10 protein-coding genes are annotated in these 12,627 nt (G+C 42.1%); 1 reads left to right on the plus strand and 9 read right to left on the minus strand.

The features are described 5' to 3' along the window. Positions 1 to 738: a tetratricopeptide repeat protein gene (locus VK664_RS22090; RefSeq protein ID WP_461400878.1), complete on the plus strand. Its 738-nt coding sequence runs from the start codon at positions 1 to 3 to the stop codon at positions 736 to 738. Between the two features lie 329 nt (positions 739 to 1,067). Here the strand turns inward: VK664_RS22090 and VK664_RS22095 are convergent, their stop codons facing one another. From VK664_RS22095 to hisD, 9 genes are all read right to left on the minus strand, one after another. Next, positions 1,068 to 1,958 (minus strand): hypothetical protein, encoded by an 891-nt coding sequence (locus VK664_RS22095; protein ID WP_461400879.1) that lies wholly within the window; start codon positions 1,956 to 1,958, stop codon positions 1,068 to 1,070. Next, positions 1,934 to 2,944: an alpha/beta hydrolase gene (locus VK664_RS22100; protein ID WP_461400880.1), complete on the minus strand. Its 1,011-nt coding sequence runs from the start codon at positions 2,942 to 2,944 to the stop codon at positions 1,934 to 1,936. Before VK664_RS22100 ends, VK664_RS22095 begins: the two co-directional genes overlap by 25 nt. Positions 2,945 to 3,108: 164 nt before the next feature. Further along, entirely contained in the window at positions 3,109 to 5,274 is a 2,166-nt protein-coding gene (locus VK664_RS22105) for an alpha-amylase family protein (protein ID WP_461400881.1), read from the minus strand. A gap of 60 nt (positions 5,275 to 5,334) precedes the next feature. Further along, complete coding sequence (locus tag VK664_RS22110) at positions 5,335 to 5,688, minus strand: hypothetical protein (protein ID WP_461400882.1); 354 nt, start codon at positions 5,686 to 5,688, stop codon at positions 5,335 to 5,337. 155 nt (positions 5,689 to 5,843) lie between these two features. After that, positions 5,844 to 6,488: a NanQ anomerase/TabA/YiaL family protein gene (locus tag VK664_RS22115; protein ID WP_461400883.1), complete on the minus strand. Its 645-nt coding sequence runs from the start codon at positions 6,486 to 6,488 to the stop codon at positions 5,844 to 5,846. Positions 6,489 to 6,559: 71 nt separating this feature from the next. After that, positions 6,560 to 7,870: a mandelate racemase/muconate lactonizing enzyme family protein gene (locus VK664_RS22120; protein ID WP_461400884.1), complete on the minus strand. Its 1,311-nt coding sequence runs from the start codon at positions 7,868 to 7,870 to the stop codon at positions 6,560 to 6,562. A 39-nt stretch (positions 7,871 to 7,909) separates the two neighbouring features. After that, complete coding sequence (locus VK664_RS22125) at positions 7,910 to 9,304, minus strand: GntP family permease (RefSeq protein ID WP_461400885.1); 1,395 nt, start codon at positions 9,302 to 9,304, stop codon at positions 7,910 to 7,912. 124 nt (positions 9,305 to 9,428) lie between these two features. Then, the gene (locus tag VK664_RS22130; protein ID WP_461400886.1) at positions 9,429 to 11,705 is read right to left on the minus strand and encodes an alpha-amylase family protein; all 2,277 of its coding nucleotides are present in this window, start codon (positions 11,703 to 11,705) and stop codon (positions 9,429 to 9,431) included. A gap of 60 nt (positions 11,706 to 11,765) precedes the next feature. Next, positions 11,766 to 12,627 (minus strand): histidinol dehydrogenase (gene hisD, locus VK664_RS22135; protein WP_461400887.1); only part of this gene is annotated, 862 nt, incomplete at its 5' end.

The raw sequence follows: 12,627 nt of genomic DNA on the forward strand, positions 1-12,627 counted from the left end.
ATGAAATCAACAGTCATGATCCTTGCGTTATTCGCAATCGGTCTTTCCTCATTTTGTCAGACCAAACTGGAGGAAGATCTCAAAAAAATTGTCCTGGACGAGACGGAATACTATAGAAAGGGTGACTCCATAAAATGGGCCTCTTTTTTTAGCCACGACGACAAAGTTTTTAGATATTATACCGGGAACGGCTTCCACGCTTCCCAGGTGGGCTGGAAAAACTTTGGACCTTATATTATTGAATGGATGCGGGAAGGACCAATTTCAAAAAATGCGCTCAGAATTCAGCATGAAAACTTTGTGATCAGAACATCAGGAGATTTATCCTGGATGACTTACGAACAAAAATCGTTCTATCGTGACAAGGATAGTTTGCCAGTTACGAATACCCTTGAAACACGAACCCTGCTGCGCGAAAAAGGTGTTTGGAAGATCATCTCAATAGGCACCATTGATTCGCTATCATATAACAGCACCAAGCCGTCCAATGTCGAAAACCTGTTCAATAGTACAGGATATGCTTACATGAATGCAAAAAAATATAAAGAAGCCATAGAAGTATTTAAGCTCAACGTAACGCTTTTCCCCGATTCCTGGAACGTGTATGATAGCCTTGGAGAGGCATATGCCGCAGATGGCAATAAAGACCTGGCTATAAAAAATTATGAACGCTCGATTGAATTAAATCCTAAGAATGATTCGGGTGTGGAAATTCTGAAAAAGCTGAAGGGGGAATAAATGACTTCCTGCAATCTGCAACCTATCTTAAGGCTGGTCTAAATTCTAAAAACAAATAATCAAAAACATACTTAAACTGCGAATTGAAACCTGAGTGTTTTATCCGCTCAAATTAATTTCTTAAGACTAACGTGTAGAGGATTTAATAGGTAGAGGATTTAATAAGTAGAGGATTAAATAAGAAGTGTGCCTGCCGACTTATCCTGTTTTGCGAAAATATTTTAATGACCGCGATTTCAGTCAAAATGGGATGGTTTTGACTGAAATAGCGGTCATTTTAAAAAATCGCAGTTTTGAAACATTGTCGCGGTGACCTTGAAAACCTGAGCTTACCAATTGCAGTCATCCTCATCACAAAGCAGGTGACTTAACACGGGATTTTTCAATACTTCGGTATAATCCATCCATTTGCCATCGACACGTATTCTCCGGCTTACCAGGCGAATGCCATGGCTGTAATCAACATACCAATTGACGTGGCCGGTATATAGCGCTTGAATGGGTTTGCCATCAGGTTTATGCCAGCCGTAGATTGCTACACGATCGCGTTTCGGGTATTCGTTAAGTTTAGAAGTGTTTACTACATCTTTTTTAATTCCCGCAATCAAGCCGTTTTGACCTTTGCGTTGTCCTTCAATGATCAGGTGATGATGCCACATAGTGGGTGTGCTATCGCGAAACGCGTACATCGGAACCGGCTCCAGTTTAACCGTGGCCGCTTTATAAATATCATTCACCATTTTTCGCGAAGGGAGGAAACATTGTAAACTATCGGCAATTTGTTTAGCGGCCATTGGTGTGAGCGGTACACGTGCCCAATCATCATTTGTACCTATACTGAAATAATCGGGAGTAACATAATAAGTCGCTGTGTACGTTTTGCCGGTGGCGGAATCTTTGTATGAAGTATGGATAGGTTTCAGCAATAGCAAAAACGCGGGCACATTACCAACCCGAAATTGTTGTAATGCAAACGAATCACGCTCCTTCCACGACATCGCGGCGGCCTGTTTATAAAATGTCGAACCGGCAAGTGATGACTGTCGGTTGATTTGCAATTTCCTCGCCGGGCTATTACAGGCAGACATAAAAATCGACACAGTGATTAAAGACAACACCGATTTCAAAGACAACATCGACTTGAAAAACAACCTCGATTTGAAAACAGGACTGATATGTAATGATCGGCTTACCACTAAAACCCATTTAACTTCAGCCATTCCAAAGCAAGATCAAACCAGCGGGTGCTGGTCTTTTTATTATTAAGCCCAAACCCATGCCCACCTTCCTGGAAAATAAACATCGAAGATTTCGTGACTTTATGTTCGAGCAAAGCCTGGTAAAACAACAAGCTGTTTTCTACCGGCACAACGTTATCATCAGTAGCATGCACCAAAAATGTCGGCGGCGTACGTTCCGTCACCTGTAATTCATTGCTATATCTTTTAGCCAGTGGCCCAACACTGTCATTTCCCACCAATGCCTTCCGCGATCCGCGGTGGGCATACTTCCCAAAACTGACTACCGGGTACATCAGCATTGCAAAATCAGGACGAAGATTTATTTTCTCTTCGTTCGCGATGGTTGTCATATCAAAGTGAGTCTCCACTGTTGAAGCAAGATGTCCACCCGCGCTAAAGCCGATGACGCCTACTTTCCCGGGATCAATACCATATTTGGTCGCATTCATCCGCACGAGCATAAGCGCTTGCTGCGCATCCTGAAGAGGACCGACAGATTTGTCGACCATAATAGAATCCGATGGAAGCCTGTATTTCACAACAAAAGCAGCAATACCGGCATCCTTAAACGCTTTTGCAATATTAGCTCCTTCATTCAGCACCGATAAGCCTGAATAACCACCGCCGGGAAATATGACAATTGCAGTTCCCGTGCGCTTTCCAGGATCCGGAAGAAAAGGTATCATCTCAGGATCAGTAACTTTTCTCGACCAGGCCTTATCGTTTGTTTCTTTATAACTGGCAGGCCCTATTTTGCTGTTTGGCACTTTACCATTGTATAAAGAAACCGGTTTGCCTCCACCGACACTATCCCAAAAAGTTAAAGCATTACCCGTAGATGATGGATTGTTAGCAGGCTGTTTTTGTTGAGCCGATAAGTTTTCGGTTATACTTACCAGTGATACGAGTAAAATAGTAATTGACTGTATAATGTTTGCGCTGGTTTTCTGCAGATTTGTCTTCATAATTTTTGCTTAAGATTTTATGGCTCCCAACATATGGGCTCCCAACAACGGAACAGTTTTTTAAAGCCCTTACCTGTAAGCGTGGAAATTACGTATCCTTTTGGTTTTATTGACGCTAAATATTAGTGACTTATGAAGAAAATTGCAGATATAAAGGCGGGCTTTCAGACATTCATCTGAATGAGTACAGAGGCAAAATCCTCCAGCTTGCCGAGCCTGATATCGATGTACTGGCCATTCGGTTTAACCAGGCATTCTCCCTGGGAACGCATGACCTCGTACCTTGTAACTGACTTGCCGTCAAGCCGAACCTTTACACGAATATCATGAACAGGTATCAATTCGCGAATGGGACGAACAGGCCCTGAAGTTGTATTGACCAGCGAAAGTATATATTGTCCTTTGGTAATCAACGATTGCGTTAAGCCGATATTCACACTGGATGGGGCATTAGTTTCTATGGGTATGGCGTTACCAGCCAGGAGCCTGATACTTCGCAACAGGAGATTCCTCATATCCGGATGCCCAACTTCATAACTTAAAAGGTCGGGCTGATTTGAAAAATACAACACTTTGCCTTTGCCATAATTGTTTTCTACGATAGTCGGAAACTCGGTTGAAAATTCGGCTACCCATGATTTATCAGGGGGTTGATTTTGAATTGTCGGAACCCAGGTGCAAATCACCTGCGAATTATTTGTTGGTTTACATAAAGCGGTGAACCCTGCATTAAATAATAGTTCTGTTTTTGAACTGTCCGGCTGCACCAGCGCGTGCTTTTTATTTAAGATGTATTGATAATTATCCCTGCGTGTATTTTCTTTTTTGCCCGCGTAGTGCACTCCGAATAATTCGTTCAGGCCATAGTCATTAAGTTCTTTTCCTTCAGCATCATAAAGACTTGTACAGTAGGTGGCAATCAGGTTGCCTCCCTTCCTGACAAAATCTTTCAATAATATAATTTCCTTGTCAGACATACACCTGACATTTGGCAGTATAACCAGTTTATATTTTTCCAGGCTTTGACTGGTAACCTGGTCATCAATGATGAAATCATGGGGAATATGGTTCTCCATTAAAACAGCTTCCACTCCTCTTATTTCGGAGCCAAAACGATCGTTTTCTACCAGCTTTTCGCGATATGATAAACGCGTGGGGCGTGAATAATAGATTCCAATATTTGCTACCGGAGCATGTCGCTCGAAAACCCTTTCATGTTTTTTTACGAACAAAAAGACCTCTGTATGATCATAAATATTCCGGCGGTCAGGAGCGGCATCAGGAATGTTGGTAAAATAATTATCCCAATACCTGCCACCTGCTGAAAGCACCTGCCACAGCCAGATTTTATAATCAATTTTAGGATCACTAACCATTCTGTGCAGCGTTCCGTTACCACCGCACAAAACAATGGCTTCCCGGTCAGGCACCATAGACTTAAGAAACTTTGTAATGGTGTTGGCATAGGTTAGGTCCTGGTAAACATGCTGAGGATCGCCGCTATCCAAAAAGGCCACGCTCACCAAAAAGTCAAAATGATCACGTGCATTATTGAGGTCGATACCTGAATTAATTCTGCCTTCCACGCCAAACATGCTGAAGATTTCAGCACAGTACACCTTGTCCTCTCCATAGTCTTTAATAAGTTTTTTAATTCCGGCCATGTGGTTATCAGCCACCTTCACTTTCCAGTTCATATAAGTATCCAGTTCATCAGCCGGAGCCAGGGGTTCCACAGGAAGATCTTTTCCAGTATCCTTTTTATATGCGGAGGTACATACGTTACAATAACAAATGCCAGGAGCACCGGGCGCATTATGCCAGATGCCATCAACGGCATAATTTTTCATGATATAACTTACCTGCTCCTTCAAATATTCATTGCGATGTTTACCGAGATAACAGCCTGCATATAATTTAAGCTGTCTTTTCCCATGATCATAGGTGGTAACAACCGGTAGTTTTTTTGCATTCAGCATAAACCAATCGGGAAACTTCCTGTAGATCTCCTCCTCGGCCCCACGAAAATCTATTCGTGCAATAATCCTGATACCTGCTGCTTTACACGCAATGGTAATTTCTTTCAGAATGTCCCTTTTGCCCATAAATTTATTCACCATGGCTGCGGGCAAAGGATTCTGAAAGAAATCAACAATAGCCCCCGCATTTATCACTAATACATTGCATCCTGTATCCTGCATGTATTTCACGACAGCGGCTGCATTATAATCTCTTGCATCAATTTCACGAATATTTGTTTGCAGTATATTCAGCGGCTTGTGGTACCAGAAATTTTTATCAGTAACCGTGGCGGCTCCTTTTACATCCATAGCTTTAGCTTTTTTGTTTGATTTGTTCCGGATTTTTCAAAAATGCCACTACCTGGCGGCCTATTTCGAGATTTTGTTTACCAGTTGAAACAAGAGAGCAAATGTAGCCTGCGCTACACTGGTAGAATAATCAGCAACATTTTTTACGGCTATCCCTCTATCATCCGCAGCTTGAATATCAATATTGTTGGTACCCGTGGCCGCAACACATATAAGCTTCAGCTTAGTGGTCCCGTCAATGATTCCCTTATCAATCACAACCTTGTTGGTGATTACTATGTCCGCATCTTTTACACGGTTAAATGTTTCTTTGCCCGTAGTGGTATCATAATAAGTGACTTCCCCAAAGCGATTTAATAACTTAAGATCAGAAACTTCTCCAATCGTTTTCGTATCGGGAAAGGCTAATTTCATTTGAGAAATTTGATATGCAATTTTGGACGGATCAGATCTCTTGCCAGAATGGCCTGCTTAAAATCTATAGGCTCTATCTATTGGCTCTATCTATAGGCGCTATCTATTGGTTCTATCTATTGGCTCTATCTATTGGCTCTAACTATAGGCTCTAACTATAGGCTCTTTTTTATCTTAATAACCACTTTTTTAACTTCGGGATAGCCTTCGATGGCAACCCCGGGACAATGAGCAACCGGTGATACAATGATCAGGAAGTTACTCGAATCCGCTACCTGGAAATTTCCGGTCCCGGTATAAAATCCAATATCTTTTGTGCTGTCATAAGGTGTTTTGACAGCAAGTGAATCAACTATTGTAATACCGATTTTCTCTTTGCCTGCAATCATCCAGTGAATATCTGCGTGACGATGGTGACTTTCCCATGCTGCAGTATCCTGGCTTTTTGTTGCACCCTTTGTGACCAGCGCAAAAACGTTATCGCCGTCAATAGGATATTTCCCGGTTTCAAGTGCAGCCAGGTCGGTATTCTTCAGATATTGGAATGCCTTGTTCCAGGCTTCAGGATTTGAATCATATTCTTTTTTAAACTCCTGGTAATCGATTGTTTCATTTGGTATCCGTTGCAAACCATTCAGCCAGGTTTTACCTTCGAACCAAAGTTTGGCCTCGTTGCCATTACTTACAACGGTTTCGGTTTTATCATTTTCGCCGGAGCCACAGGAAGAGCATACGGTTAAGAGAAATACAGTTGCAGTAAAGACCTGTAAAAAGTAATATTGTTTAATAGCTATTTTCATTTTGAAGTGGTTTTATTTGGAAGTGGTTTTATTTTGAAGTGGTTTTATTTTGAAGTGGTTTTATTTCGAATTTATGCTTTTACCAACTGGTGTTTCCTGATATAATCAGGATCAATGTCAATACCTAATCCAGGGCCTGTAGGAACTTTCACTTTCCCGTTTACACTTTGAATTGGCGAGGTTTTGCACTCGTAAACCACGTTTGTTTTGAAGCCCTTGAATTCATGGTATTGAATCGCATTGGGCAAAACCGAAACAAAATGCATCATATAAAGGAACCCAAGATCGCCACCTGTCATGTGCGGAGTACATTTAATACCCATCGCATGAGCCATCCTTGCTACCTGCATTGAGCGAATAAATCCACCGAAATAGAAGGTATCGGGCTGAACAATCTCGATAGCTTTGTTGGCAATTAACCATCGGAAACCGTGCATACTGTTTTCCTGTTCGCCGAGGGCTATTGGAATTTTAAGCGCATCGGTTACCTGCTTTGTCTCCTCACGCCAGTCGAAGTAAACAGGTTCTTCAAAAAATTCAAATTTATATTCCTGCAGCAGTTTGCCTACCCGAATAGCTTCTTCCACCGAATAAAAGCCATTGGAATCCGCATATAAGGTCATCTTATCTCCAAACACCTTTCTAACCAGGGGTATAATTTTTTCTGTTCTCCCGGCCGGCGGCACATGCCGCATATCATCGAACATAAACATTAACCCACCTATTTTAATCTTAAGAGCTTTTGCATTGTATTCTTCCACATCCCTGGTGATCAGTTCCATCGATTCCTCAACTGATTTCTCACGGTACTCGGTTGCCTGGTATACTTCCACAAATGGATGCTGAATATCTCCTATCATCTGCCCCATTGTTTTGTTGGCAATTTTTCCCATCATATCGAGAATAGCGAATTCAATCATCGCAGAGGGCACACCGAGCGCCATACCATTTAAGCGGAAATTCAGTTTATAGATATATACCTTCTCCATTATTTCGTCGAGGTCACGGGCATCCTTATTAATAAAAAATGACTGAAGAAGATTAACAAAAATCGGATACAGGGAGCGCATATTTCCACTATGACCAACTGCAATACCTTCTGCGCCATTGGTAGAACGCACACGACACAAAAAATTATTTTCGTACCTCAGCAACTCAACACTTTTAATGATCACCGGTTCAGAAAAATGCTGCCTCCTGAATACTGGTTGTTTGAGAATCTGGTCCAGCCTGGCGTAATTTTCTTTCACAGAACCACCGCCCTGCAAAGGTTTGTCAGTAATATCGTTCCCTTTTAAATTAAAAGGAAGCAGTGGTAATGCTGCGGCGGCCATGCCACCTATTATAGATTCTGAAATAAATTTTCTGCGGTTTCCTGACATAAAGAGATTATTAAATATGAAAAAATATTATTCGGTGAATTAAACGATGCCAAACAGATAATATAAAACTATGATTAAAAACACCCCTGCGGTTTTAAAACCTGTCAATACAAATATGTCTTTATATGATTGTTTATGGGTCAGGCCTGTAACGGCCAACAAGGTAATAACTGCGCCATTATGTGGAAGCGTATCCATCCCCCCGCTTGCCATGGAGGCAACTCTGTGCAATACTTCGTTTGGAATCCCCAATTTCAGAGCTTGTTCGATATAAGTTTCGTGCATAGCGGCGAGCGCTATGCTAAGGCCGCCCGATGCGGAACCTGTTATACCGGATAAGGTCGTAACTGTAATTGCTTCATTTACCAGCGGATCTTTAAAGGTGGAGGATATTCCTGAGCTTACCGCTTTAAATCCCGGAAGCATTGCAATTACACCTCCGAATCCATATTCCGAAGCGGTGTTAAGCGTGGCCAGGAGTGCACCTCCGATTGAGATATTTATTTCACTGTTGAAGCTCCGTTTTATTTGTTTGAAAGCAAATATTAAAACCGTAATGATACCGATCAGCAAGGCAGCTTCAACGGCCCAGATTGCGGTGAGCTTCGGTATATCAATCGGCGGAACATCACTGATACCTATCAACGAAAAATCGAACGATTTGCCATAAAACTGCGGAATAACTGCGGTGAACAGTTTATTAAAAATACCCACGAGCAATAATGGAAGAACAGCTATAACGGGTGAAGGCAGTTTTTCACCGCTGATCTGCGTATGTTCATTCACGTGACCTTCACCATAACCTTCACCTTTTTTTTCAGCCTTTCTTTTTTGCCATTGAAGATAAATCATGCCCATTGCGAAAATAAAGCTGCCACCGATCAAACCCAGCCATGGTGCTGCCCAGGCATCTGTATGAAAAAATGAGGTGGGTATGATATTCTGTATCTGCGGTGTGCCGGGAAAGGCATCCATTGTAAAGGTAAAAGCCCCTAAAGCAATGGTTGCGGGTATGAGCCGTTTAGGGATATTTGCTGCTTTAAATAGTTCGGATGCAAATGGGTACAGCGCAAAAGCCACTACAAAAAGCGAAACCCCTCCGTAGGTAAGTATGGCACCAACCACCACGATCGCCAGTATCGACTTATCGCGCCCAAACATCCTTACTATAAAAGCAGTGATGGATTTAGCAAAGCCCGACATGGCAATCAACTTACCAAAAATCGCCCCTAAAAGGAAGACAGGAAAATACAACTTAATGAAGCCTACCATTTTCTCCATGAATATGGATGAAAAATAAGGAAGCACGTGTGATGGACTTGTCAGCAAAACAGCCAGCAAAGCCGCTATGGGAGCAAACAGGATAACACTGAATCCACGGTATGCAACAAATATCAGAAATAGTAAAGCGAAAAGAATGATCAGTATATCCATAGTAACAATACAATGATGTTAAATACTATATTCTTATCTGGTACATTGGTGGCTGCAAGCAACATCAGATAATTTTCATAAATAAATTTTTGATCATTTCTTGTGAAACACCAGGTTTTAATGATCAAGCCTTCATCTGTATATGTACGGCCGCAAAATCTTCCAGCTTACTAATGTTCAGTTCAATGTTTTGCCCGTTAGTAGTAACCTTACAGGAGCCCTGGCAGCGCAATACTTTGTGACTCTCTACCGAACGGCCATCTAATTTTAGCTTCACATTTATGCCATTGACTGGTATCAGTTCACGTATAGGACGAACAGGACCCGATGTAGTATTTACAAGCGACAATATATATTGCCCGGGCTTAATCAGTGATTTTGTTAAACCAATATTTACACTCGATGGAGCATTACTTTCAATCGGTATCGAATTGCCTGCAAAAAGTCTTATTGTTCTTAAGAGCAGGTTACGGGAATCGGGATGACCCACCTGGTAACTTAACAGGTCCGGCTGGTTCGCAAAATACATCACCCTGCCTTTGCCATAAGCGTTCTCAACAACGGTTGGATATTCTGTCGAAAACTTATCAACCCACGATTTATCAGGTGGCTGGTTTTGAATGGTAGGAACCCAGGTGCAGATCACATCCGCTGACTTTGCCGGTTTGCAAAGTGCCGTAAAACCAGCATTAAACAACAGCTCTGTCTGTGCGCTATCGGGAGCCACCAAAGGGTGCTTTTTATTTAAGATGAACTGGTAGTTATCGCGACGGGTGTTCTCTTTTTTGCCTGCATAGCTAACACCAAACAATTCACTTAACCCATAGTCCTTTCGCTCTTTACCATCTGCATCATAAAGACTGGTTGCATAAGTCGCTATCAGCGTACCACCATTACTTACATATTCTTTCAACAACGCTATTTCTTCATCACCCATGCACCTTATATTGGGTAATATAATTATCTTATAACGTTGGAGCCTTTCTTTGCTGATCTGGTCATCCAACATAAAATCATGCGGAATATGATTTTCCATCATGATGGCTTCAACACCTCTTATTTCCATGCCGAAACGATCTTCCTCTATTGATTTTTTTCTATATGATATGCGGGTAGGCTTTGAATAATAGATTGCTATGTTTGCCACCGGTATATGCTGTTCCAGTATTTTTTCGTTTGCCTTTACAAACATGTATACATCTGTTTCATTAAAGGCATTCCGGTTGTCGGATGTTTGGGTAGGCACATTTGTAAAATAACAATTCCAGAACCTGCCGCCAGCTGACAATATCTGCCACAACCAGATCTTCAGATCTATTGGCGGATCAATTACCAGCCGGTGAGTAGTTCCATTGCCACCATACATTACAACTGCCTCTTTTTCCGGAACCATTGATTTTAGAAACTTAATAATGGTACTGCCATAGTTGAGGTTTTCGTAAGGAAAGAATTGCCCCTGCCCGTTTTCTGTAAGAAAAGCAACACTCACTAATATATCAAAATGCCTGCGCGCACTGTCAAGATCTATCCCGCCATCAATCTTCTGACCTACACCATAAATACTAAAAACCTCTGCCGTATAAGCCTTATCCGCGCCAAATGATTTCACTGTTTTCTTAATCCCATCCATGTATTTGTCCGCTGCCTGGGCCTTCCAGGTCATGTAACTGTCGAGTTCTTCTTCGGTGGCAGAGGCAATTAGGGGAAGTTCTTTACCAGAAGCTGTTTTATAGCCGGCTTTGCATGAAGGACAATAGCAGATTCCGCCGAAACTTGGGGCATTGTGCCAGATTCCATCTACTGCATATTCTTTAAGAACTTTGCTTACAAATTGATTTCCGTATTCATTGCGATATTTACCTGTATAGCATGCCTCATAAAGTGCAGGGTTGGTATAATTCGTCTTTACCGGTTTCTGATCCGGATCTTTTTTAAACCAGTCGGGAAATTTGTTATAAATATGTTCTTCTGCACCGCGGAAATCTATACGGGCGATTACTTTTATCCCGGCATTTTTACAAGCCGTGGTAATTTCTTTCAGTATATCCCTGCTACCCATCAATTTATTTACGTTTGCAGCAGGAAGATCATTCTGGAAAAAATCAACGATACCACCAGCATTAACACAAAGAGTATTATAACCGCCTTTATTTAGGTAATCGACTACTGCTTTGGCATCATAGTTTTTGGCATCTATTTCACGCAATACTGTATGCATGATACGTAATGGCTTCTGGAACCATGGCAGTTCTTCGGCGGCAGTAATGTCGGATATTCTTCCTGCCTTTGTTAGAAGTGGCGTAAGCATGAAACCACCAGCCATAACAGTACCAAATTGAATGAAATTTCTCCGGTGCAGTTTTCCACCGCCTGAATAATTGTCTAATGAATCTTTAGGCATAGCTATCGTTTAATTTGTAATAAGAGGTGATATGAAAACACCTTAACCAAAAAGCCATATTTATTTTATCTCCTTCTCCTTGCCATAGCGCCTGACCCTCAGGGCTGCCTGTTCCTTATGTCCCATAAAACCTTCTATCTCGCATAAACGCATCCCGTATTCGCCAATGATAACACTGGCTTCGGGAGTGCATTTCTGATAAGTACAGTTTTTCAAAAACTTACCTACCCATAGTCCGCCAGTGTATTTGGCAGCCTTATTAGTCGGCAACGTATGATTTGTACCTATGACCTTATCGCCGTAAGCAACATTTGTTTCGGGACCCAGGAATAATGCGCCATAATTTGTCATGTTGTTAAGGAAAAAATCGGGATCCCTTGTAAGTACTTCCACATGCTCATAAGCAAGATCATCCGCTTCCTTTAGCGCCTCCTGTTCATCGGCAACCAGTATGATGGATCCGTTTTCTTCCCATGCTACGCGGGCTATATCAGCGGTTGGCAGAACCTGTAACTGCCTTTCTATTTCCACCAGCGTTTCGCGGGCCAGTTTCTCTGAAGTAGTTATCAAAGCACCGGGAGAGGTGGGACCATGCTCTGCCTGCCCAAGTATATCGCAGGCGACCATTTCTGCATCGGCAGTATCATCTGCAATAACGAGTATTTCTGTAGGACCTGCAAAGAGGTCAATTCCAACTTTTCCGTATAATTGTCTTTTTGCTTCTGCCACATAGGCGTTGCCGGGACCAACAATAATATCAACCTTCTCAATTGTTTCGGTACCTACTGCCATTGCCACCATAGCCTGCATGCCACCAAGCAGGTAGATCTCATCGGCGCCTGCAAGATGCATTGCCGCCACCGTGGCATTAGGAATTTTACCTTTGATAGGCGGGGTAAAACCAATTACTCTTTTAACACCT

Source organism: Flavitalea sp., assembly GCF_035489435.1.
Lineage (GTDB): Bacteria > Bacteroidota > Bacteroidia > Chitinophagales > Chitinophagaceae > DATHKG01.